At 72.8% G+C, this 22,252-nt stretch carries 25 protein-coding genes; 14 read left to right on the forward strand and 11 right to left on the reverse strand.

The window, feature by feature from the left end:
* Positions 1 to 124: 124 nt before the first annotated feature.
* The 4 genes from ACF059_RS19875 to ACF059_RS19890 all read right to left on the reverse strand — a co-directional run bounded on the left by ACF059_RS19875 (position 125) and on the right by ACF059_RS19890 (position 4,201).
* Positions 125 to 1,054: a GNAT family N-acetyltransferase gene (locus tag ACF059_RS19875; protein ID WP_392058804.1), complete on the reverse strand. Its 930-nt coding sequence runs from the start codon at positions 1,052 to 1,054 to the stop codon at positions 125 to 127.
* A gap of 73 nt (positions 1,055 to 1,127) precedes the next feature.
* Positions 1,128 to 2,294, reverse strand: coding sequence for a serine hydrolase domain-containing protein (locus ACF059_RS19880; RefSeq protein WP_392058807.1), 1,167 nt, complete (start codon positions 2,292 to 2,294; stop codon positions 1,128 to 1,130).
* A 181-nt stretch (positions 2,295 to 2,475) separates the two neighbouring features.
* Positions 2,476 to 3,846 carry an FAD-binding oxidoreductase gene (locus tag ACF059_RS19885; RefSeq protein WP_392058810.1) on the reverse strand — a complete coding sequence of 457 codons (1,371 nt, stop codon included), beginning with the start codon at positions 3,844 to 3,846 and terminating at the stop codon, positions 2,476 to 2,478.
* Between the two features lie 19 nt (positions 3,847 to 3,865).
* Positions 3,866 to 4,201, reverse strand: a complete 336-nt coding sequence (locus tag ACF059_RS19890) for a hypothetical protein (protein WP_392058813.1) — start codon at positions 4,199 to 4,201, stop codon at positions 3,866 to 3,868.
* Positions 4,202 to 4,357: 156 nt separating this feature from the next.
* Here ACF059_RS19890 and ACF059_RS19895 point away from each other — a divergent pair, with 156 nt between their 5' ends.
* From ACF059_RS19895 to ACF059_RS19905, 3 genes are all read left to right on the forward strand, one after another.
* A complete protein-coding gene (locus ACF059_RS19895; protein ID WP_392058815.1) occupies positions 4,358 to 5,107 on the forward strand; it encodes a PP2C family protein-serine/threonine phosphatase in 750 nt (249 codons plus the stop codon).
* A 191-nt stretch (positions 5,108 to 5,298) separates the two neighbouring features.
* On the forward strand, positions 5,299 to 5,502 hold the full coding sequence (locus tag ACF059_RS19900) for a cold-shock protein (RefSeq protein WP_030011983.1): 204 nt from the start codon (positions 5,299 to 5,301) through the stop codon (positions 5,500 to 5,502).
* Between the two features lie 107 nt (positions 5,503 to 5,609).
* The gene (locus ACF059_RS19905) at positions 5,610 to 5,981 is read left to right on the forward strand and encodes a hypothetical protein (RefSeq protein WP_392058820.1); all 372 of its coding nucleotides are present in this window, start codon (positions 5,610 to 5,612) and stop codon (positions 5,979 to 5,981) included.
* A gap of 124 nt (positions 5,982 to 6,105) precedes the next feature.
* Here ACF059_RS19905 and kdpC read toward each other — a convergent pair whose 3' ends face one another.
* From kdpC to ACF059_RS19930, 5 genes are all read right to left on the reverse strand, one after another.
* A complete protein-coding gene (gene kdpC / locus ACF059_RS19910) occupies positions 6,106 to 6,741 on the reverse strand; it encodes a potassium-transporting ATPase subunit KdpC (protein WP_392058823.1) in 636 nt (211 codons plus the stop codon).
* A gap of 6 nt (positions 6,742 to 6,747) precedes the next feature.
* Complete coding sequence (gene kdpB, locus ACF059_RS19915; RefSeq protein WP_392058825.1) at positions 6,748 to 8,850, reverse strand: potassium-transporting ATPase subunit KdpB; 2,103 nt, start codon at positions 8,848 to 8,850, stop codon at positions 6,748 to 6,750.
* Positions 8,847 to 10,541, reverse strand: coding sequence for a potassium-transporting ATPase subunit KdpA (kdpA, locus tag ACF059_RS19920; RefSeq protein WP_392058828.1), 1,695 nt, complete (start codon positions 10,539 to 10,541; stop codon positions 8,847 to 8,849). The genes kdpB and kdpA overlap by 4 nt, the downstream gene beginning before the upstream one ends.
* Positions 10,542 to 10,547: 6 nt before the next feature.
* Positions 10,548 to 10,637, reverse strand: a complete 90-nt coding sequence (gene kdpF, locus ACF059_RS19925) for a K(+)-transporting ATPase subunit F (protein ID WP_392058831.1) — start codon at positions 10,635 to 10,637, stop codon at positions 10,548 to 10,550.
* Positions 10,638 to 10,837: 200 nt separating this feature from the next.
* Complete coding sequence (locus ACF059_RS19930; RefSeq protein WP_392058834.1) at positions 10,838 to 11,854, reverse strand: alpha/beta hydrolase family protein; 1,017 nt, start codon at positions 11,852 to 11,854, stop codon at positions 10,838 to 10,840.
* Between the two features lie 64 nt (positions 11,855 to 11,918).
* On the opposite strand from ACF059_RS19930, the gene ACF059_RS19935 reads away from it, so the two are divergent.
* The 4 genes from ACF059_RS19935 to pucL all read left to right on the forward strand — a co-directional run bounded on the left by ACF059_RS19935 (position 11,919) and on the right by pucL (position 15,938).
* On the forward strand, positions 11,919 to 12,506 hold the full coding sequence (locus ACF059_RS19935) for a GNAT family N-acetyltransferase (protein ID WP_392058837.1): 588 nt from the start codon (positions 11,919 to 11,921) through the stop codon (positions 12,504 to 12,506).
* Positions 12,503 to 13,375: a PaaX family transcriptional regulator C-terminal domain-containing protein gene (locus ACF059_RS19940; protein ID WP_392058840.1), complete on the forward strand. Its 873-nt coding sequence runs from the start codon at positions 12,503 to 12,505 to the stop codon at positions 13,373 to 13,375. The genes ACF059_RS19935 and ACF059_RS19940 overlap by 4 nt, the downstream gene beginning before the upstream one ends.
* Positions 13,376 to 13,433: 58 nt before the next feature.
* Positions 13,434 to 14,789 (forward strand): aspartate aminotransferase family protein, encoded by a 1,356-nt coding sequence (locus tag ACF059_RS19945; protein ID WP_392058843.1) that lies wholly within the window; start codon positions 13,434 to 13,436, stop codon positions 14,787 to 14,789.
* 231 nt (positions 14,790 to 15,020) lie between these two features.
* Entirely contained in the window at positions 15,021 to 15,938 is a 918-nt protein-coding gene (gene pucL / locus ACF059_RS19950) for a factor-independent urate hydroxylase (RefSeq protein ID WP_392058846.1), read from the forward strand.
* A gap of 4 nt (positions 15,939 to 15,942) precedes the next feature.
* On the opposite strand, the gene ACF059_RS19955 is transcribed toward pucL, so the two are convergent.
* Positions 15,943 to 16,398, reverse strand: a complete 456-nt coding sequence (locus ACF059_RS19955) for a histidine phosphatase family protein (protein ID WP_392058850.1) — start codon at positions 16,396 to 16,398, stop codon at positions 15,943 to 15,945.
* An 81-nt stretch (positions 16,399 to 16,479) separates the two neighbouring features.
* Here ACF059_RS19955 and ACF059_RS19960 point away from each other — a divergent pair, with 81 nt between their 5' ends.
* From ACF059_RS19960 to ACF059_RS19980, 5 genes are all read left to right on the forward strand, one after another.
* Complete coding sequence (locus tag ACF059_RS19960; protein ID WP_366867600.1) at positions 16,480 to 16,698, forward strand: CbtB-domain containing protein; 219 nt, start codon at positions 16,480 to 16,482, stop codon at positions 16,696 to 16,698.
* A gap of 162 nt (positions 16,699 to 16,860) precedes the next feature.
* On the forward strand, positions 16,861 to 17,103 hold the full coding sequence (locus ACF059_RS19965; protein WP_360896481.1) for a hypothetical protein: 243 nt from the start codon (positions 16,861 to 16,863) through the stop codon (positions 17,101 to 17,103).
* A 205-nt stretch (positions 17,104 to 17,308) separates the two neighbouring features.
* Positions 17,309 to 17,908, forward strand: coding sequence for a hypothetical protein (locus tag ACF059_RS19970; RefSeq protein WP_392058854.1), 600 nt, complete (start codon positions 17,309 to 17,311; stop codon positions 17,906 to 17,908).
* Positions 17,909 to 18,065: 157 nt separating this feature from the next.
* Positions 18,066 to 18,434: a hypothetical protein gene (locus tag ACF059_RS19975; RefSeq protein ID WP_392058857.1), complete on the forward strand. Its 369-nt coding sequence runs from the start codon at positions 18,066 to 18,068 to the stop codon at positions 18,432 to 18,434.
* A 69-nt stretch (positions 18,435 to 18,503) separates the two neighbouring features.
* On the forward strand, positions 18,504 to 18,686 hold the full coding sequence (locus tag ACF059_RS19980; protein ID WP_392058860.1) for a hypothetical protein: 183 nt from the start codon (positions 18,504 to 18,506) through the stop codon (positions 18,684 to 18,686).
* A gap of 65 nt (positions 18,687 to 18,751) precedes the next feature.
* Here ACF059_RS19980 and ACF059_RS19985 read toward each other — a convergent pair whose 3' ends face one another.
* Positions 18,752 to 19,159 carry a hypothetical protein gene (locus ACF059_RS19985; RefSeq protein ID WP_366867604.1) on the reverse strand — a complete coding sequence of 136 codons (408 nt, stop codon included), beginning with the start codon at positions 19,157 to 19,159 and terminating at the stop codon, positions 18,752 to 18,754.
* A gap of 141 nt (positions 19,160 to 19,300) precedes the next feature.
* Here ACF059_RS19985 and ACF059_RS19990 point away from each other — a divergent pair, with 141 nt between their 5' ends.
* Together ACF059_RS19990 and ACF059_RS19995 are read left to right on the forward strand one after the other, a co-directional pair.
* Complete coding sequence (locus ACF059_RS19990) at positions 19,301 to 20,128, forward strand: hypothetical protein (protein WP_392058863.1); 828 nt, start codon at positions 19,301 to 19,303, stop codon at positions 20,126 to 20,128.
* An 80-nt stretch (positions 20,129 to 20,208) separates the two neighbouring features.
* On the forward strand, positions 20,209 to 22,203 hold the full coding sequence (locus tag ACF059_RS19995) for an FUSC family protein (RefSeq protein WP_392058866.1): 1,995 nt from the start codon (positions 20,209 to 20,211) through the stop codon (positions 22,201 to 22,203).
* The last annotated feature ends 49 nt before the right edge of the window (positions 22,204 to 22,252 follow it).

Below are 22,252 nucleotides of genomic sequence, written 5' to 3' on the forward strand. Positions count from 1 at the left end.
GAGAAGACTGCCACGGCCGGTCCGACTGAATCCGACGCGGCCCGTGTCATGCCCCGTAATTCGCTGCGGGCGCAAAGCGAGCTGAATTTCTCATAAATGCCGTCCGGCTGACCGTATTTACGGGTCACAGGGCGCGGCTGAACTCCAGCCGGTCGGCGAAGTTCTCGTAACCGGCCTTGCCGAACGCCTTCGCCATGGCCGTGTTGGCCGCGTCGCAGTCACCGCGGATCTCGGTGGCCCCGTGCGCCGCGAGGATCCGCGTGCCGCGGACGACGACCGAGGAGGCGTAGCCCTTGCCGCGGTGGGCGGGCGCGACGCCGACGAAGCCGATCACGTGCGCGCTCGGGTTCCGGGCCGGCAGGCTGATCACCGCGGGCGCGCCGGCCGCGTCGTAGCCGATCTCCCACCAGTCCGGCTCGTACGTCAGCTGCGTCATGTCCTCGAAGAGCCGCTCGGCCGCTCCCCGCGCCCCGTGCACCCGGACGTCGTCGGTCAGCCGGGCGTCCGCGGTGTCGACGAGCAGCTCCTCCAGCAGGTCGACGAACGGCCCGCGCCCCAGATCGGTGAGGCCGCGGAACGTCAGCCGGGGATCGTCGGCCGGCAGCTCACCGGGGACCCGCAGGCGGAACCTGCGCCCGTCGCGGATCACCCGGAAGCCGGAGCCGCTCAGCAGCTCCTCCCGGCGCTTCGGCTCCCGCTGGAACTGCGGCTCCTGCGCGGGGGAGTCGACCACGTGCTCCAGCTCCTGCGCGCCGAGCCCGCGCGCCGTCGCGGCAGCCGCCTCCAGCAGCTCCGCCCCGGCCCGCTCCGCACCGGCCGCCGCCTCGAACAGGACGAAGGCGTAGGGGACTTCCTGTCCCGGCAGCGTCCACAGCACCACGCTGCCCACCAGCCGTCCCCCGTCCTCGGCGACCAGGCACCACTCGGGCCGGGTACACCGCGCCTCCAGCAGCTCGGCCAGGTAGACCCGGGCCGCGGCGTTGCGTTCGGTGTCGTCCGGGTGCTCGAACAGCGCGGGCAGCTCGGCGGGACGGGCGGTACGGATCAACGTCACTAGGCGGCCTTCGCGCAGGGGGACGTGCGGGTCGCCCCGAAGGTAACCGCCTCCCCCGCACCCGGCCAGCCATTTACCTCTTGCACAGCGCGGTGTCGAGGAGCGCGTCGGAGTGCTCGTAACCCTGCGGCGTCGGCGGGGTGTTGGCGGTGACGACGACGGTGGCGGCGCGGCCGTCGTCGGTGACGCCGGGCACGGAGTGGAAGCCAGGGGTGTCACCGCCGTGCCCCCACGCCACGCCGCCGCAGCTCAGCGGCGTGCTCGACAGCCCGAGCCCGTAGCCGGTGCCGGGCAGCCAGCCGGAGTCGGCGGGCGTCGCGACGGTGGTGCGCATCTGGGCGAGCTGGGCGGGCGCCAGGAGCTCGCCGCCCACCAGCGCGGAGAAGAACCGGTTCAGGTCGCCGGGGGTGGAGATCAGCTGACCTGCGGCCCAGCCCCAGGACAGGTCCAGCTCGGTGACGTCCTTGAGGCCGCCGGGCAGCGCCGCGTAGCCCTTGGGGTGGGCCTCGCGGATGCTCTCGTCGCCCACGCCCGGGAAGTAGGTGTGGCGCAGTCCGATGCGGTCGATGACCCGCTTGGTGATCTGCTCGGCCAGCGGGCGGCCGGTGACCTTCTCGATGAGCAGCCCGGCCACGATGTAGTTGGTGTTGCTGTACGCCCAGCCCTTGCCGGGGGCGAAGTCGGCCTTGTGGGCGAGCGCCACGTCGATCAGGTGGCGGGGCTGGTAGTAGGTGTGGCGGCCCTCGCCGAAGACGTCGTCGAGCATGAAGGCGGTGTAGTTGGGCAGTCCGCTGGTGTGCTGGAGCAGCTGGCGCACGGTGATCTCGCGCCCGTCGATGCCCTCGCCGCGCAGCAGGTTGGGCAGGTACCGCTCGACGTAGGCGTCGAGGTCGACCTTGCCCTCACCGACCAGTTGCAGGACCACCGTCGCGGTGAAGGTCTTGGTGTTGCTGCCCGCCCGTATCTGCCCGTCCACCGGCACCCGCGCCCCGGTCCTGGTGTCGGCGACGCCCGCGGTGTAGTGGTGCGTGCGCCCGTCGCGACCCGTGACGGCGGCCAGCGCGGCCGGAAAGCGGTCCTCGTCCACCAGCCGCTCCAGGCCCTGGCGTACGGCGTCCCGCGGGCCCCGGACCGGCGCCGCCGAGGCGGGCGAGGTCCCGGCCACGGCCACGGCGGCGGCGATGACCGCCACCGCCGCCGCCATACGAACACGCCGCGGCTTCTGCGAACGAACAGACATGAGTGAACTCCCCTGAGCGCCAGGCTGGTTGCGTCGACGGTCAGGTCGACGATCTCGATGCCCTCAGCCTGGCGGCCGGGAGGTGCGCAGGGACAGCCGGAGAGCCCGCCGAAGCGCCGGGGGGACATCCCCCGGGACCGCGGTCCCCCCGCCCGGGACCCCGGTCCCACACGAGGCCCGCCTACGGGGTGATGTTCTGGTTCATGTGGAACAGGTTCCCCGGGTCGTACGTGCGCTTGACCTCGACCAGGCGGTCGTAGTTCCCCTTGTAGTTGGCCCTGATCCGGCTCTGGTCGTCCTCGGCCATGAAGTTGACGTAGCCGCCCTCCTGCGAATGCGGCGCGGTCGCCTCGTAGTAGTCGCGGACCCAGGCGGTGTTCGCCTCGTTGTCGGCGGGGTCGGGCCACATGCCGGCGATGACGGTGGCGAACGAGGCGTCGCGGTAGGCGAAGGCCGTCGCGTCCGGGGCGACGCGGTGGCAGGCGCCGTTGATGGGGTAGATGTGGATCGTCGAATTCACGACGGGCAGCCGCGCCGCGTGCTCCACGTGCGCCGCGATCGCGGCGTCGCTGAGCTCGTTCACGAAGTTGGCCTTCCAGTAGTGCTGGAGCCCGGGCGGTACGAGGGCGTCGAAGGCGCTGTTCAGCGCCGGATACGGCATCGGGCCGACGTGCTCGGCGACCACGGGGGCGAAGTCGCGGAAGGCCTGGACGGCGGCGGGGCCCTCGTCGAGCGGCCCGGACCAGCACGCCACGATCAGCACGAAGGTGTCCCCGTGCCGGTCCTCCGGGATGAACGGGAGCGGCGGGGCGATCTGGAAGGCCGGGAAACCGCCCAGTTCCTCCGGGGCGTCGGCGATGAGCTCGCTGAAGGAGCGCAGGACGGCGGGGGCGTCCTGCAGCTCGTAGAGGATCGGGCCGCCGTAGACGTCCTTGACGGGGCTCAGCCGGTATTCGAAGGAGGTCACGGCGCCGAAGTTGCCGCCGCCTCCGCGCAGGGCCCAGAACAGGTCGGCGTTCTCCTCCTCGCTCGCCACCACCAGGCGGCCGTCGGCGGTCACCACGTCGGCCGAGATCAGGTTGTCGCAGCTCAGGCCCTGCCCGCGGCAGAGGTATCCGATGCCGCCGCCGAGGGTGAGGCCGCCGATCCCCGTGGTGGAGATGATCCCGCCGGTGGTGGCCAGCCCGAAGGCGTGGGTCGCCGCGTTGAAGTCGCCCCAGGTCGCGCCGCCCTCGGCGCGCGCCGTCCGGCGTGCGGCGTCGACGCGGACACCGCGCATCGCGGACAGGTCGGCCACCACGCCGCCGTCGCAGGTGCCGAAGCCGGGCACGCTGTGCCCGCCGCCGCGTACCGCGAGATCGAGTCCGTTCGACCGTGCGAAGTCGACCGCTGCCATGACGTCGCCCGCGTGGGCGCAGCGCACGACGGCGGCCGGCCTCCGGTCGATCATGGCGTTGTAGACCTTGCGCGCCTCGTCGTAGGCCTCGTCGTCGGGGGTGACGACGGGCCCGCGCGTCCGTTCGCGCAACTGGTCGATCGAGAGCTTGCCCATGACCATCGCTCCTCGTGGCTCACGCTTCGTGTGGGAGGTGACCGGACGGGAGGTGACCGGGCTGGAGGTGGCTGAAGCCCACCTCGAACCGTTCCACCGAGACGATCCGCTGGCCCTCCCGCCGTGCGGTCTCCTCGCGGATCCGGCTGGCCTGCTCCTCGCTGGCCAGCATGGTCCCCTCGTCCTCCCACAAGGTCAGTGACTTGGCTTGCCCCGTGGCCCGGTCGACGAGGTAGTAGACGCCCCGGAAGCCGGGGACGTCCTGGACCTGCCTGACGACCGCCTCCGACTGCGCGGTCAGGTCCCCCTCCGGGGGAACCGGTGATCCCTGGTAGGTGCTCAGCCTCGCGAACATCTCCGGAAATCCTTCCTGGCCGGGCCGCCGGTCGGGGGGACAGGCAGCTCCACGACCAGCGTGCTCCGGCGGACCGCAGCCCGCATGCCGGAGCGGCGTGACAATGGTGGTGACGTTGCCTTTCGCCGCTGTCGTCCGGAGAGGCGGGACGCCGAGGTGCCGTACATAGCCGTGACCGCGCTGAGCCATGTCGGGCTGGTCCGCGACCACAACGAGGACAGCCTCGTCGTCGGGCCGTGGACGCTGTGCGGCACGGTGACGCAGAACCCCCAGACGCTCCTGTTCCCCTTCGGCAGACCGCTCGTCGTGGCCGTCGCCGACGGGCTCGGCGGGCAGCCGGGCGGCGAGGTGGCCAGCGCCCTCGTGGTGAACGAACTGGCCGCGCTCGGTCCCTCGCTCGACGACACGCAGAGCGTCGGGGACGCCCTGAACCTGTGCAACCGCGCCGTGTACTCGGCCGCCGAAGGGCGCCCGGACCTGGCCGCCATGGGGACCACGGTCGCCGGCACCCTCCTCCTGCCGGAGTCCCTGCTCGCGTTCAACGTCGGCGACAGCAAGGTGTTCCGGACCGGCCCGGACGGCGCCCTGCGCCAGGTCAGCGTGGACGACAGCCCGCCGCCGGCACCCGGACACCGCACCACGTCGGCCGTCACGCAGGTGCTCGGCGGCAGCCGCGGCTACGAGGACGTCACCCCCCACCTCGCGTCCTTCGCCCTGTCCGAGGGCGACCGCTACCTGGTGTGCAGCGACGGGCTGACCGACCCCGTGCCCGACGAGGAGATCGAGGCCCTGCTGCGGGTCCACGACGACGGCAGAGCCGCCTTCGAGCTGTGGAAGGCCGCCATCGACGCCGGTGGCCCCGACAACATCACGCTCGCGCTGATACGGATCGGCGACACCCTCTGACGTCCCGTGCGCCCCGGGCGCCACATGCCTAGGCCGGGGCTCACGGCACTTTTTATATGACTTTCAGCATCGGATATCTATTACCGCAGGCACAGAATTTCCGGCTGCGGGAATTTCCGCTGCGCCACATTTCGTGTGCTAGTGTGACGCCGTTGCAGTTTCCGTTGGGCGCAGTTTTCAGGAGAATTAATATGGCATCTGGCACCGTGAAGTGGTTCAACGCGGAAAAGGGCTTCGGCTTCATCGAGCAGGAGGGTGGCGGCGCTGACGTGTTCGCCCACTACTCGAACATCGCCTCCTCCGGCTTCCGTGAGCTTCAGGAAGGCCAGAAGGTCACCTTCGACGTCACGCAGGGCCAGAAGGGCCCGCAGGCCGAGAACATCGTTCCCGCCTGACGCCCACGCGTACCCGCAGCCGAGGCCCGCACCCAACGGTGCGGGCCTCGGCTCGTTGTCGCTCCAGGCGCGGCCCTTTCTTGACGGGCTTGCTAGAGTCCGTGCCCATGTCGATCCCTGACGACCTGCTCCTCGATCTCGCCGCCATGGTCGAGTCGGTGCAGACCAATCAGATGTCCCTGACCGTCGTGGTTCACGGCGCCGTCATCACCGGCCGCCTCGCCCCCGAAAGCGTCTGGCGTCAGCGGGTGGCGGAGGTCCTCCAGGACTCCGACCAGCTGGCCCCGTTCGCCGAGGTCTTCAGGTCCTCCGGAGGCGGCGGCAGAGAGCCCGCCGAAGCACCCTCACACCTGCACTTCCACGTGGCACGCATCCTCCAGGGCACCCTGGGCATCCCCGAGACCGGCGGGATGTACCGGATCGCCGTCAAGGACGTCAGCGCCTGGACCGTCGGAGACTTCAGCTACTCCGACAAATAGCCACCTGACACCCGCCCCCGCACCCACGAATACCGGAAACACGGCCCCCGCAGTCGAACGCGGGGGCCGCATCCGGCGAATTCTCCACCGGCCGGAAAACGCCTGTGCGGGCCACGTAGCTCCGCTAGCCGCGGGTCAGCGCCTCCAGGGCCACGTTCAGCTCCAGCACGTTCACCCGGGGCTCGCCCATGAAGCCGAGGGTGCGGCCTTCGGTGTGCTCCTCGACCAGCGCCCGCACCCGCTCCACCGGAAGGGCGTTGAGGTACGCCACCCGGTGCACCTGAAGGGCCGCGTACGCCGGGGAGACGTGCGGGTCCAGCCCGGAGCCGGAGGAGGTCACGGCGTCGGCCGGAACCTGCCCCGCCGTGGGCGTGTAGCCGGGGACCGTGTTGTCGGCCAGCACCTTCGCCTTGGTCTCCTTGACCGCCTCGACCAGCTCGGGGTTGTCGGCGGCCTTGTTGGAGGCCCCCGAGACCAGCAGCTCGTACCGGGTGTTGACGGTGTTCTCGCCGAGTCCGGCCGACGGCCGGGGCTGGAACCAGTGCAGGTCGCCCCCGTACCCCTGGCCGATGAGCGCGGAGCCGACCGCCCGGCCGTTCCCGTCCTTGACCGGGGAGCCGTTGGCCCGGTCGGTGAAGGCGGCCTGGGCGACGCCGGTGACCGCGAGCGGGTAGAGGACCCCGCAGAGCACGGTTAGGGCCAGCAGGGCGCGCAGCCCCGCCCCGAGGAGGCGTGCGGTGTTGCCTACGGAGTGGTTCATGGCGGGTCACCCAATGCCGGGGATGAGGGAGAGGAACAGGTCGATGAGCTTGATGCCGACGAACGGGGCGATCAGGCCGCCCAGTCCGTAGACGGCGAGGTTGCGGCGGAGCATCGCGTCGGCGCTGCTCGGCCGGTAGGGGACGCCCCGGAGGGCGAGCGGTACGAGGGCGACGATCACGAGCGCGTTGAAGACGACGGCCGAGAGGATCGCGGACTCGGGCGAGTGCAGGCCCATCACGTTGAGCCGGTCGAGGCCCGGGTACACCACGGCGAACATGGCCGGGATGATCGCGAAGTACTTCGCCACGTCGTTGGCGAGGGAGAAGGTGGTCAGGGCGCCCCGGGTGATGAGGAGCTGCTTGCCGATCTCGACGATCTCGATGAGCTTGGTGGGGTCGGAGTCCAGGTCCACCATGTTCCCGGCCTCCTTGGCGGCCGAGGTGCCGGTGTTCATGGCCACGCCCACGTCGGCCTGCGCCAGCGCCGGCGCGTCGTTCGTACCGTCGCCGGTCATCGCGACGAGCTTGCCGCCCGCCTGCTCCCGCTTGATGAGCGCCATCTTGTCCTCGGGCGTCGCCTCCGCGAGGAAGTCGTCCACGCCCGCCTCCTCGGCGATGGCCCGGGCGGTCAGCGGGTTGTCGCCCGTGATCATGACGGTCCGGATGCCCATGCGGCGCAGCTCCGCGAACCGTTCGCGCATGCCCTCCTTGACGACGTCCTTGAGGTGGACGACGCCCAGGACCCGCGCGCCCCGCTCGTCCTCGGCCGCGACCAGCAGCGGGGTGCCGCCGAGGGAGGAGATCGCCTCGACCCTCGCGGCCGCGTCGGCCGCCACCCGCCCGCCCCGGTCGGCCACCCAGGCGGTGATCGCCGAGGCGGCGCCCTTGCGGACCCTGCGGCCGTCCACGTCGACGCCCGACATGCGGGTCTGGGCGGTGAAGGGGATCCACTCGGCGTGCGCGACCTCGCCCCGGTGGCGCTCGCGCAGCCCGTACTCCTCCTTCGCGAGGACGACGATCGAGCGGCCCTCGGGGGTCTCGTCCGCCAGGGAAGACAGCTGCGCGGCGTCGGCGAGTTCCGCTGCGGTGGCCCCGCCGACGGGTACGAACTTCGAGGCCCGGCGGTTGCCGAGGGTGATGGTGCCGGTCTTGTCGAGCAGCAGGGTGGAGACGTCCCCGGCTGCCTCGACCGCGCGGCCGCTCATCGCGAGGACGTTGCGCTGGACGAGCCGGTCCATGCCCGCGATGCCGATGGCGGAGAGGAGCGCGCCGATGGTGGTGGGGATCAGGCAGACCAGCAGGGCGGCCAGCACGGTCATCGACTGCTCGGCGCCCGCGTAGACGGCGAACGGCTGGAGGGTGACGACCGCGAGCAGGAACACGACGGTCAGCGAGGCGAGCAGGATGTTCAGCGCGATCTCGTTGGGCGTCTTGTGGCGTGCGGCGCCCTCGACCAGGTTGATCATGCGGTCGATGAAGGTCTCGCCGGGCTTCGTGGTGATCTTGATGACGATCCGGTCGGAGAGGACCTTCGTACCGCCCGTGACGGCCGAGCGGTCCCCGCCCGACTCCCGGATCACCGGGGCGGACTCACCGGTGATCGCCGACTCGTCGACCGACGCCACGCCCTCGACGACGTCCCCGTCGCCCGGGATGACCTCGCCCGCCTCGCAGACCACCAGGTCGCCGACGCGCAGCGCGGTGCCGGGGACCCGCTCCTCCACCGCGCCGTCCAGCCGCCGGGCCACGGTGTCGCTCTTCGCCTGGCGCAGGGTGTCGGCCTGGGCCTTGCCGCGGCCCTCCGCCACCGCCTCCGCGAGGTTCGCGAACACCGTCGTCAGCCACAGCCAGGCGGCGATCGCCCAGCCGAACCAGTGCGTCGGCTCGCAAGCCGCCAGCACGGTGGTGACGACGGAGCCGACCTCCACCACGAACATGACCGGCGACTTCACCATCACGCGCGGGTCGAGCTTGCGCAGCGCGTCCGGGAAGGACCTGACCAGTTGCCCCGGATCGAAGGGCCCTGTGCCGGCCCGGCCGCGGCCGGGCTCCCCGTGGCCGGTGGGAGCGTCCTGGTGGGGCGCGCGGAGGGGGGTGACGGTGCTCATGAGGCGAGCCCTTCGGCGAGCGGACCCAGCGCGAGGGCCGGGAAGTAGGTCAGACCGGTGACGACGAGGATCGTGGCGACGAGCAGGCCGGTGAACAGCGGCTTGTCGGTCCGCAGCGTGCCCGCCGTGGCCGGTACCGGCTGCCGGCGCGCGAGCGAGCCGGCCAGGGCCAGCACGAAGACCATGGGGAGGAACCGGCCGATCAGCATGGCCAGCGCGGTGGTCGTGTTGAACCACGGGGTGTCGGCGTTCAGGCCCGCGAAGGCCGAGCCGTTGTTGTTCCCGGCGGAGGTGTAGGCGTACAGCACCTCGGAGAAGCCGTGCGCGCCGGGGTTGCCCGTCGAGTGGACGGGGGTGGGCAGCGCCATCGCGAGCGCCGTGAAGCCGAGGACCACCGCCGGGGTGACGAGGAGGTAGCAGGCCGCGTACTTGATCTCGCGGGTGCCGATCTTCCTGCCGAGGTACTCCGGCGTGCGGCCGACCATCAGACCGGCGAGGAACACCGCGATGACCGCCATGATCAGCATGCCGTAGAGGCCGGAGCCGACGCCGCCCGGGGCGATCTCGCCGAGCTGCATGCCGAGCAGCTGGATGCCGCCGCCCAGGCCCGTGTACGAGGAGTGGAAGGAGTTGACCGAACCGGTGGACGTCAGGGTCGTCGCCACGGAGAAGATCGCGGAGGCGCCGATGCCGAACCGGGTCTCCTTGCCCTCCATCGCGCCGCCCGCGGCCTGGAGCGCCGGGCCGTGGTGGGCGAACTCGGTCCCCATCATCAGCGCGGTGAAGCCGAGCCAGAGGGTGGCCGCCGTCGCGAGGATCGCGTAGCCCTGCCGGACCGAGCCGGTCATGCGGCCGAACGTGGCGGTCAGGGACACGGGGATCAGCAGGATCAGGAAGACCTCGAAGAGGTTCGAGAAGGGGGTCGGGTTCTCGAAGGGGTGCGCGGAGTTGGCGTTGAAGTAGCCGCCGCCGTTGGTGCCGAGCTGCTTGATGACCTCCTGCGAGGCGACGGCGCCGCCGTGGCCCTGCCGGGTGCCGCCCGTGAACTGGCCGGCCTCGTGGATCCCGGCGAAGTTCTGGACGACCCCGCAGGCGACCAGGACGACCGCGCCGACCACGGAGATCGGCAGCAGGACGCGGACGGTGCCGCGCACCAGGTCCGTCCAGAAGTTGCCGAGTTCGCCGGTGCGGGCGGGGCCCTCCCCCGCGCGAGGGGCCGGGGGCGGGGCGAAGGCCCGTACGAGCGCCACCGCGACGGCCATGCCGACGGCGGCGGACAGGAAGTTCTGCACCGCGAGCCCGCCGGTCTGCACGAGGTGGCCCATGGCCTGCTCACCGGCGTACGACTGCCAGTTGGTGTTCGTCACGAAGGAGACGGCGGTGTTGAAGGCCTGGTCCGGCTTGATGGAGGCGAAGCCCATCGAGCCGGGCAGGCTGCCCTGCACCCGCAGCAGCAGGTACAGGAAGAGCACGCTCACCGCGGAGAAGGCGAGGAGCGCGCGCAGGTACGCAGGCCAGCGCATCCGGGCGTCGGGATCGGCACCGATCGCCTTGTAGATCCACCTCTCCGGCGCGTAGTGCCTGGTCGAGGTGTAGACGCGGGCCATGTACGCGCCCAGCGGCCGGTGGGCCAGGGCCAGCGCCGCGACGAGCGCGAGCAGCTGGAGCACCCCGGCCAGAACGGGACTCATCGGGGCTCAGAACCTCTCCGGGTACACGAGGGCGAGGATCAGATAGCCGAGGAGGGAGAGGGCGACCAGCAGGCCGACGATGCTTTCGGCGCTCACAGCGCGGCCACCCCCTTGGCGATGACGGCCACCAGCGCGAAGAACGCGATCGTGGTGGCGACGAAGGCCAGGTCGGCCATCGTGGGCTCCCGTGGGTGCGAGGGCGATATTCGGACAACTCCGAGTGGAACGTCTTTTCGGAGCCCGTCGGCCCCCCTTGACGGGCCCCATACGCCCCCGCACGCGCCTTTGACGGCTCCCTAACGGGGCAGCTCCTCCAGGAAGCGCTGTTGGTCGGCGAGGAGGCCGGACGGGAAGAGGGTGCGCGGGGCGAACACGGCCGTCAGGGTCAGCCGCCAGGAGGAACGCTCGACCGAGGTGCGCAGCAGGGAGTGGCTCGCTCCCGGATAGCGGCGGACGGTGAGGGTGCCGGGCGCGAGCAGGCTGCGGTACGCGGCTTCGGTCTCGGCGCCGTCCACGTTCCGGTCGTCGGCGCCCGAGAGCAGCAGCACCGGGACGTGCGGCATCGCCCGCAGGTCCGCGGTCGCGTCCGCGGTGTGGTTGCGGCTGATGAACGACCAGCGCTCAGCGGTGAGTTCCCGGTCGGCACCGGGGCTCGCGCGGTACTCCTCGTACGTCGCCCCGCGCCGCAGCAGCGCCAGGGTCTGTTCCCGGGTGCGCAGGGCGGCCGCCGTGCGCTCGGCGTCGGCGCCGGCCGCGCGGAGCTCGGCCCGCAGGTGGTACTCGCCCTGGCGCTCCCAGTTCACGGCGGTGCCGACCGCGATGACGAAGCGCACCCCGGGGGCCGGGGCCCGGGCCACCACCTTCGGCAGGACCCAGCCGGCCTGGCTGGCGCCCCACAGGCCGATGCGGGCGGGGTCGATCTCGGGGCGGGTGGCGGCCGCCCAGGCGATGGTGTCGACGGTCTCGCGGGCGCGGTCGTCCATGCTCTGGCCGAGCCAGTCGGCGGGTTTGTCGAGGGAGAGCGAGGCGTATCCGGCGCGCGCGAAGGCCTCCCAGTACGGGCGGTAGAAGCCCTCGTGGGTGGCGTCGACCTCGCCGTCGCCGTGCACGAGGACCACGAGCGGGAAGGGGCCGGGGCCCTTGCCGACGGGGGTGGCGAGCACGCCGGGCAGGCGGTGGCCGGCGGCGGGGACGGTGACGCGCTCCTCGTGGATCGCGTAGCTGTTCTGCCACAGGACGACACCGGTGAGGCCCGCCGCGAGGAGCACGGTGGTCAGGGCGACGAGCAGGACGGTGCGGAGCGTGCGGGACATGACCGCGCCTTTCGATCGAAGTAAAAACGATCGTATCGCGAATGAACGTATTAGACTCGTTCGCATGACGACATTGCAGCGCGGGGTGCCCGAGGGCGCCGAGGAGCGGGTGGCGGAGCTGTACTGGGAGGCCTTCGGCGGGAAACTGGGCCGCGCGCTCGGCCCCGCCGAGGCCGGGCGGCGGTTCATCGCCGGGCACCTGCACGCGGACCGGGCCGTGACGGCCCTGGACGAGGACGGCCGGGTGGTGGGCGTGGCGGGCTACCAGCTGGCGGGGCGCGGCCTGGTCGGCGGCGACGCGGCCGCGGTCCGGGCGCAGTACGGGCGGCTGCGCGGCCTGCCCCGGGTCTTCCTGCTGGCCCTGATGGAGCGCACTCCCGCCCGCGACGAGCTGGTCATGGACGGCATCGCCGTGGACCCCGCCGCGCGGGGCCGGGGCGTCGGCGGGCTGCTCCTGGGGGAGATCGACGCCGTCGCCGCGGAGCAGAGGTGCCGCCGGATCCGGCTGGACGTGATCGCGGAGAACCCGCGCGCCCGGGCGCTGTACGAGCGGCACGGATTCACGGCGGTGCGCGTGCAGCGGACGCCCTGGCTGCGGGACGTGCTGGGATTCGGAGCGGTGACGACGATGCACAAGGCGGTGACGCGGTGAGCTCGATCCCGACCAGGACGGTCGTGCACGCGCTGGTCCGGGAGGACGGGACGGTCGCGGGCGAGGAGCTGTACGAGGTCGCCGGGCTGCTCGGGATGAGCGACCAGCAGGTGCGGCTGTGCGTGAAGCGGCTGGTGGCGGAGGGCCGGTTCGCGATGGAGGGCCGGGGGCGGCGCGCCGTCCTGCGGACGGTGGGGGCGGGGCCCGGGCTGCCGCTCGTACCGGAGGTGGAGTTCGTACGGCACGCCTACCGGCAGGACCGGGGCCAGGAGCCCTGGGACGGGCGCTGGCACGCCTTCGCCTTCGCCGTACCGGAATCCGCCCGGGCGGCGCGGGACGCGCTGCGGGACGCCCTGACCCGGCTGGGGGCGGCGCCGGTGCAGGGCGGGCTGTACGTCACGCCGAACGCGATCGGCCCGTACGTGCGCGCCCACGCGGCGGAACTGGGGCTGTCCCAGGCCCTGAGCTGCCTGAGCACCCGGGACCTGGCGGTGGGCGGGACCGCCGAGCCGCGGGCCCTGGCGGCGCGGCTGTGGCCCTTGCCCGAGATCGCGGACCGGTACGAGGCGCTGCGCGCCCTGGCGCAGGAGACGGAACCCGGGGCGGCAGAGGCGGACGGCGCCGGTGAAGCGGACGCGGCGGCGGACGGCGCCGGGGCGGCGGCGGGGCTGGCGCGGGCCGTCGCGCTGGCCGCGGCCTTCTCCGAGGCGATGCTGCCGGATCCGCTGCTGCCCCCGGAGCTGCTGCCGCAGCCCTGGCCGGGGACGACGGCCCGGGCGGCGGCCGCCGACGCGTGGGCGCGGCTGGCGGCCGCCGCACCGGCCGGCGGCCCCAGGCTTTTCCGCCTGTACGGCGAGGTCCTGGGGTGAGCGGCCGGGACGGGGCGACCCCCGCCGCGTCCACATCCTGGACAACTACCCTCATTTCATGAACGCAGAAGCCGACGCCCTCGCCCTCGCCCGCGTGAAAGACGCCGACCGGAAGCACGTCTTCCACTCCTGGTCGGCGCAGGAGCTCATCGACCCGCTCGCCGTCGCGGGCGCGCAGGGCTCGTACTTCTGGGACTACCAGGGCAACCGCTACCTCGACTTCTCCAGCGCGCTCGTCTACACCAACATCGGCTACCAGCACCCCAAGGTCACCGCGGCCATCCAGGAGCAGGCGGCCGCCCTGTGCACCGTCGCGCCCGGCTTCGCCGTCGACGTCCGCTCCGAGGCCGCACGCCTCATCGCCGAGCGGACCCCCGGCGACCTCGACAAGATCTTCTTCACGAACGCCGGGGCCGAGGCCGTCGAGAACGCCGTCCGCATGGCCCGCCTGCACACCGGCCGGCCCAAGGTGCTGTCCGCCTACCGCTCCTATCACGGCGCCACCTCCACCGCGATCAACCTGACCGGCGACGCCCGCCGCTTCGGCAACGACTCCGCGACCGCCGGGGTCGTGCACTTCTGGGGGCCCTTCGCCTACCGCTCGCCCTTCTACGCGGCGACCGAGGCCGAGGAATGCGAGCGCGCCCTGCGCCACCTGGAGGACACGATCGTCTTCGAGGGGCCGCAGTCCATCGCCGCGATCATCCTGGAGACCGTCGGCGGCGCCCCCGGCGTCCTCGTGCACCCGGACGGCTACCTGGCGGGCGTGCGCGCGCTGTGCGACCGCTACGGCATCGTCTTCATCCTCGACGAGATCATGGTCGGCTTCGGCCGGACCGGCAGGTGGTTCGCGTCCGAGCACTGGGACGTCACCCCCGACCTGCTGTGCTTCGCCAAGGGCGTGACCAGCGGGTACGTCCCGCTCGGCGGCGTCGCGATCTCGGCCGCCATCGCCGAGACCTTCGCCCGCCGGCCCTACCCGGGCGGGCTGACGTACTCCGGGCACGTGCTGGCCTGCGCGGCCGCCGTCGCGACGATCGGCGTCATGGAGGAGGAGGGCGTCGTCGAGCAGTCCGCCCGCACCGGCGAGGAGCTGCTCGGCCCGGGACTGCGCGCCCTCGCCGCACGCCACCCCAGCGTCGGCGAGGTCCGCGGCCTGGGAACCTTCTGGGCGCTGGAGCTCGTACGGGACCGGGAGACGCGCGAGCCGCTGGTCCCGTACAACGCCTCGGGCGCCGACAACGCGCCCATGGCGGAGTTCGGGGCGGCCCTGAAGAAGGGCGGTCTGTGGCCGCTGCTCGCCGGCAACCGCATCCACGTCGCGCCGCCGTGCACCATCGCGCCCGAGGACGTGGCCAAGGGCCTGGCGATCCTCGACGAGGCCCTGTCGGTCACCGACGCGCACATGGCCTGACCTGCACGGACGCACGGTCGCCCAATCCGTGGGTGCCTCTCTCGGAGGATTCGCGCCATTACGAACAGCACGTGAACGTGCTGAAATCCGACAGAGCACCTACGGACCGGGATGCACGTCAGTCCCGGGGCGGTCCTCCGTGACCGAACGGCGGGGAGCGGGCCGACCGCTGGACGCCGGGCGTACGGGATCCCCTCAGCCGGACTCCGTGTACCCGAAGGAAGTCTTCCCATGAGCAAGCACGTCCTGGCCCAGAACCAGTACGGCAAGGCCGAGAACCGCATCGTGAAGGTCACGCGCAAGGGCGCCGACGGTTCCTGGCACGAGATCCGCGACCTCAACGTCTCGGTCGCGCTCCGCGGTGAGTTCCGCGACGTCCACCTGACCGGCGACAACGCCAACTGCCTGCCGACCGACACCACCAAGAACACGGTGTACGCCTTCGGCAAGGAGCACGGCATCGCCTCCCCCGAGGCCTTCGGCATCCTGCTCGCCAAGCACTTCGTCTCCTCGCAGGAGCCGATCCGTGAGGCGCAGATCCGCATCGAGGAGTACGTGTGGGACCGCATCCCGGTCCCGACGCGCAAGGAGCAGCACTCCTTCGTCCGCAAGGGCCAGGAGGTGCGCACCGCGCAGATCACCTACAGCGAGACGACGGGCCTCCAGGTCATCTCCGGCCTGAAGGACCTGACGGTGATGAACTCGACGAACTCCGAGTTCCACGGCTACATCAAGGACAAGTACACGACCCTGCAGGAGGCGTACGACCGCATCCTGGCGACCAAGGTCACCGCGCGCTGGGCGCACTCGGCGCTGGCCGCCGACGACGCCTCGTACGACTGGGACCAGTCGTACAAGAAGGTTCGCAAGAACATGCTGGAAGCCTTCGCGGAGACGTACTCGTACTCGCTCCAGCAGACCCTGAACCAGATGGCCGAGCGGGTGCTGGACACCTGCCCCAGGGTCAACGAGGTGCGGCTGAACCTCCCCAACAAGCACCACTTCCTGGTCGACCTGGAGCCCTTCGGCCTCAAGAACGACAACGAGGTCTACTTCGCGGCGGACCGCATGTACGGCCTGATCGAGGGCACCGTCCACCGCGACGGCGTGCAGCCGGTGATCGCGACGTCCGACTGGATCGTCGCGTGACGCGCTAGCGCTCCTCCTCGGGCTCCCCCACCAGGAGGTTCCAGCGGCCCGCGCGCCCGGTCAGCGTGGTCACCGACTCCGGCCGCACGTCCAGGCGCCAGAACGTCGCGGCGGGCAGCTCCAGGGCGTGCACGACGGCCGCCCGTACGACGGCCTGGTCGACCACGGCCCGGTGCGTACCGGCGGCCAGAGCGGCCAGCTCCGCCCCCACGCGGGCGATCAGCGCGTCCACCGACTCCCCGCCGGGCGGGGCGAATCCGGGATCCGTCAGCCAGGCGTGCAGGGCCGCCGGGTCCTCGGCCGCCACCTCGTCCAGGGTGCGCCCCGTCCACCGGCCCATGTCCATGCCGCGCAGGCCGTCGTGGCCGGGGCAGGGCTGCGCGTGACCGAAGCGTCCCTGGCGGGCGGCTGCGTCCAGTGGGAGTCGCACGAGCCGGACTCGTACCAACGGGGTCTTCATGAGGGGAGCCTAAGCGCGGTACGGTCACGGACGAGACGCGAGCACCACTGACCGGAACGCGCTCCCCCTGGAGGTACTGCCATGGCCGCCCACTCCGCCGTGCCCACGACGACCGCACCTGCCATCGCCCCCATCTCCCTCTCCGCGCTGGCCCCCTGGGCGGCGTTCGCCGGCATCCTGATGCTGGTCCTGCTCTACTTCGTCGGCGCCGAACAGGGCGCCACCGCCGTCTTCCAGGGCGAGACCGTCCACGAGTGGCTGCACGACGGCCGCCACCTGCTCGGCTTCCCCTGCCACTGATTCGTCTGCCGGCCTGCCACGGGCCCCGGCCGGCCGCGCTGTGGACGACTTTCGGCCTGGCCGTCTGTTTTCTAGCCGACCGGACCCTTGTGCCCGCCCCCCGCACCCAAGGAGGCTGTGCTGCCGACGAGTTGACCAAGAACAAGAGGGGGCCGGTCGCACATGCCGACGGCGATCAAGGAATGGCGCGGCTGGACGGGCGCTGCCCCGTTCTGGCTCAATTCGCTGCTGCTGCTCCTGGCCCCCTGTTGTGCCGTCACCCTGTTCGGCCAGATCGGCGTCATCGCGGGTCTGGCCGCTCTCGGCGGCCTGGCCCGCCACCTCTGGTACGGCGACTACGGCCACCCCGCGGTGCACCTGGCCGCCGTCCTGATGGGCGCGGGCACGGCGGCCGTCGTCATGTGAGAGCCCCTCACTCGTTCGGACGCACGGTGCGCGAGACCGGCGGCCGACGGGGGGACCCCGTGCGAGCTGCGGAGATCTCCGGATCCGGAGGCGACACGCCCGTGACGTTCTGTCAGCCTCACGTGTTGCACGGGGTGCGGACGGGCAGAGGAGGTGTCCACTGCTCACATGACCCGGCCGCACGAGCCGGACTGGAGGGATTCTCATGCCCCGCGCCAAGTGGGTCGTCGCCTCGCTGACGGTGGCTCTGCTGAGCACCGGCATCGTGGCGTTGAACCGGACCGAGGGTGCCGGGCCCGCGGCCGCGACCACCGACGACGCGCTTCCCTCGCGGGCGCTGGGACTGTCCGGTCACCGCCGGCTCGTGCGCGAGCTGGAGCAGTCCGGCGCCCACACCCCCGGCAGCGGCGCCCGGTCGCCGCGGACCGCCGCCGGGCCACTGCGGGCGGCCCCCGCACCGCTGCGGGCGGCGCGGCCCCTGCGCCTGCGCATCCCGAGTCTGGGCCTCGACGTGCCGCTGACCGGCGAGCACGAGGACCTCGCCTGGGACACCGGCAGCCCCGCGCCGGGTACGGCCGGTACGGCCGTGGTCACCGGAGCCGGGCTGCGCCTCGGCGAGCTGCGGCGGGGCCGGACCATCGAGGTGCCCCGCGCGGACCGCCGTACGGCCGTCTTCACCGTCGTACGGGTCTCGCCCGGCGCGACCGCCGGGCGCGAGGATCCGGCGGGCCGGGCCCAACTGCGGCTCGTCAGCGGCGAGACCGCGGTCCTGGCCCGGCTGACCGGCCAGCGCCACACCCACTGAGCCGAGCCCACTGAGCCGGGCCCACTGAGCCGGGCCCACTGAGCCGAGCCCGCCCGCGGCCACCCGCTCAGCCGTGGGGGGTGTCTTCGTTCCCCCGGTCGGAGGCTTCTTCACGCCGCGCCGGGAGCCCTCGGGCGCGGCGGGGCACACCCCTCGCATGAGCGGGAGTCGACGCGCGCGTACGGCACTGACCAGGGTCCTGACCGTGGTCTGCGTCGTGCTGCTGTGCGTGTTCGGCGCCGGTCCGGCCGGCCAGGCCGCCGCCGAGTGCCCTGCGGGGCCCTCCGCGCCCTACGCGCCGGCCGAACCCACCGAACCCATGGAGGGCCCGTCCGATCCGGCGGCCGACCCCGGCGTCCGGGCGGCCGTGCGGACGTTCGTGCGCGGGCTGCCGGGCGTACGACACTCCCCGCTGACCGTGTTTCACGTGAAACATCCGGACGCCCCGCCGAGCGGGCCGGTCGCGGAGAGGGCCCAGCCGGCCCTGACCCCGCGGGCGGTACGGAGTGTGGTCCTGCGCTGCTGACCGGGCCGGACGGCCCATGAGTCCCAGCGCAGTCCCCCACACCCCTCTGAGACACCGCGAGGTTCCGCCATGCCCATCGACCCGTACACCGCGCTGAACGCCATGCTCCGCGCCGAAGTCACCCGGTGCGCCCCGCCGGTCCGCCGCTCCCAGCCGGTCGAGCAGTCCGAGCCGGTCGAGCGGACCGGGCACGCCGACCCGGCCGCGTCGCCGAAGACCCCCACCGCGGCCGCAGCGGACCCGGCCGCGTAGGAGCGGCCGGGGCAGTGGAGGGGCGCCGGTCCCCGGGCACGCGGCCGGACACCGGCGCCCTCCGCTCAGGGCTCGCGGGTGTAGTAGCGGTAGAACGCCGCCCCGCCGACACCCAGGCCGACGAACAGGCCGATGACGGTGGCGCGGAGCACGGAGGAGTTGGTGAGGCTGTGCAGGTAGCCGGCGGCGATACCGGCGAAGACGCCGTAGGCGGCGGCGTGGGCCTCCCGCTTGAGGCGGGGGCCGATCCGGGCCAGGCCGAAGACGATCGCGGCGAACAGCGCGCCGCACAGGATCCCGTAGAAGACGTTCCCCGCGTCCACGGGGCCCGTCTGGCGCTGGATGAAGGCCGCCCAGACGCCGTAGACCAGTCCGAGGAGCAGGGGTCGTGCGTAGGCGCTCCTGCTCAGGTGGCCCATGTCCGAGGACTGCCAGCCGTGCCGCCGGTGGGCGGTGGGTGCCGCATGTGCCATGACGGGCTCCTCTCTCCATCCTCCAGGGCACACCCGCCGCCCCCGCCCGGCAAGTGGATCAGTGGCCGCCGGGGGTGCACCCACCACCCGCCCGCAGCAACACCGCTCGCGCCCGGCCCCGCGCGCGCTTTCCCTGGTGACGTGCGCACCATCCTGTCGGCGGTACTCCTCGCGCTCGTGGCCCTGCTGGTGCCCGCGAGCGCCGTCGCGTACTGGGCCGACCACGAGCTGGGCGACGCCGACCGCTACACCGCCGCGATGTCCCCGCTCGCCGGGAACCCGGCCGTGCAGAACGTCGTCGTCACCCAGACCTCCCGGGCCCTGTCCGGTCAGATCGACGCGGGCCCCTTCCAGAGCGGTGTGGACGCGCTGATAGACGAGGCCCTGCGCTCCTTCGCCGGCACCCCCGCCTACCGCACCGCCTGGGACGCGGCCAACCGGGCCGCCCACGCGGCCTTCCTCGACGCACTCACCACCGGCCACGGCGACGCCGTCACCATCGATCTGGCACCCGTCATAGGCCAGGTGAAGGGCGAACTCGTCGAGGACGGAGTGCCCTTCGCCGACCGCATCCCGGTGACCCACCTGTCCGTGAAAGTCATGGAGTACGACGACCTCGGCGCACTCCGGGAGGGCTTCCGCATGCTCCAGGTCGCCGGTGTCTGGCTCCCCGTCCTGACCGTGGTCCTGGCCGCGGCGGCCATCGCGGTCGCCGTCCACCGGCGGCGCGCCGTCGTCGCCACCGGCCTGGGGCTGGCGATCGGGGCGGGACTGCTGTGGCTGGCGGTGGAGGTCACGCGCAGGCTCACCCTGGACGACCTGCCGGCCGACATCGACCGCTCGGCCGCCGGAGCCGTGTACGACGCCCTCACCGCGTTCCTGCGCACCACCACCTGGGTGGTCCTGGCGATCGGCCTCGCCGCCGCGCTGAGCGCTTGGGTGCTGGGACGACTGCGCCGCACCCCATAAGCTCGGAAGGTACCAACATATGTAGAACGACGCGGTACCACACAGAAGAACCGATTCGCGAGCGGCGGCACGGAAGCGCAATGAGCACCGAACGCACCGAAGACATAGCGTCGCGGCGAGCCCGGCACCGCCCACTGGCCCCGCCCGCCTGGCTCCTGAGCGGCCTGAAACCGAGCGCCGCTCCGATCCCCTGGGCCGCCGTGGCCCGCGCGGCGGTCGCGATGTCGGCCCCGCTCGCCGCCGGATTCGCCCTGGACGAGCCGGAGTACGGCGCGCTCGCCTCCATGGGCGCCCTGTCCGGGGTCATCGGCGACACCGCGGACGCCTACCGGATGCGGGTCCTGAACATCGCCGTACCGCAGCTCCTCGGCGCCGTCGGAGTCACGCTCGGCACCCTGGTCTACGGTCACGGCTGGCTGGCCGTCGGCGTGCTCACCCTCATCGCCCTCGTCTCCGGGATGATCTCCTCCGTCGGCACGGTCGCCTCCGTGTCCGGGCTGCTGCTCCTGCTCAACGCCGTCGTCGGGGCCGGCCTGCCGATGCCGGAGCCCTGGTGGACCGCCCCGCTGCTGCTCAGCGCCGGCGGCCTGTTCGTCCTCGCCCTGACCCTGCTGGGCTGGCCGGTGCGCGGCCGGCAGCCGGAGCGGGAGGCCGTCGCCGCCACCTACCGCGCCCTGGCCGACGCCCTGGAGGCCGCCGGGGGCCCCGGGGCCGCCTACGACGAGCGCCGAAGGCAGCTGACCCAGGCCCTGAACCAGTCCTACGACCTGGTGCTGGGCCGCCGGGCCCGGGTGCACGGGCGCAGCCCCTCGCTGGTGCGCATGCTCGCCCAGCTCAACGTGGTCATCCCGCTGGTGGAGGCCGCGCCCGCGGCGCACCTGCGCGGCCGGCCGCTGCCGCCCGAGGTCCCCGCGGCCGTACGGGAACTGGCGGCCGCCGTCGAGGAGGGCCGCACCGCGGCCCCCGCCTTGGAGCTGCCCGAGGCCCACGGGCCGGCCGAGCGGGCCATCGACGCGGCCCTGCGCCATGCCGCGCGGATCGTGCACCTCGCCGAACCGGACCCGTACCGCGTCGACGACCGCCTCGGGCGGCCCGCCGCGCTGCGGGTGCGGGCCCGCCGGGCGGTGCGCGAGATGGTGCTGTCCGGGGCCTCCTGGCGGTACGGGCTGCGGCTCGCGCTGTGCATCGGGCTCGCGCAGTCGCTCGTCTCCGTGGTCGAGGTCGAGCGGTCCTACTGGGTCGCGCTGACCGTCACCTTCGTCCTCAAGCCGGACTTCGGCTCGGTGTTCTCCCGCGCCGTCCTGCGCGCGCTCGGCACCGCCGCCGGGCTGGTCGTCGCCGCCGCCGTGCTCGCCGAGGTACCGCGCGGCTGGTGGACCGTGCCCGTGATGATGGTGCTCGCCGCGCTGATCCCCGCCTTCTCCGCGAAGGGGTACGCCTTCCAGACCGCCGCGATCACCCCGGTCATCCTGCTGCTCTCGGACCTCCTCAACCACCAGGGCTTCGACCTGATCCGGCCCCGGCTGCTGGACAGCCTGATCGGATGCGCCATCACCCTCGTCGCGGGATACCTGCTGTGGCCCGAGAGCTGGCACTCCCGGATCGGGGACCGGCTCGCCGACACCGTGGACGACGCGGCCCGCTACGTCGAGCGGGCCTTCGCCCCCGCCCCGGACCAGGCCGCGCACGCGGCGGCGCGCACCGCCCGCCTCCAGGACCGCCGGAGGATCTACCGGGACCTGTCCGGCGTGCGCAGCGAGTTCCAGCGGGCCCTGACCGAGCCGCCGCCGACGGGCGAGCGGGCCGCCGCCTGGTGGCCGCTGGTGGTCGCCGTCGAGCGGATCGTGGACGCCACCACCGCCGCGCGGGTCCGGGTCGACCACGGCGCGGCGGCGCCGGCGGCGGGCGAGGTCGAGTCGGTCGCGCGGCAGCTGCGCGAGCTCGCCGTGCGGGTGCGCAGCAGCACGACCCCGGTCCGGGTCGCAGCGGAGCCCGCGGGCGACGAGTCGAGCGTCCTGGCCGCGGTCCAGCAAGAACTCGCGGCGGCCCGCGCCATCGCCGGCCCCGGGGCCTGAGCGGCTGCGTCGGGCCGGTGCCCGGCGCAGGGCCCCGTCCTCCGGATGG

It is taken from the genome of Streptomyces sp. NPDC016562 (genome assembly GCF_043076955.1).
In the GTDB taxonomy this organism is placed as follows: domain Bacteria; phylum Actinomycetota; class Actinomycetes; order Streptomycetales; family Streptomycetaceae; genus Streptomyces.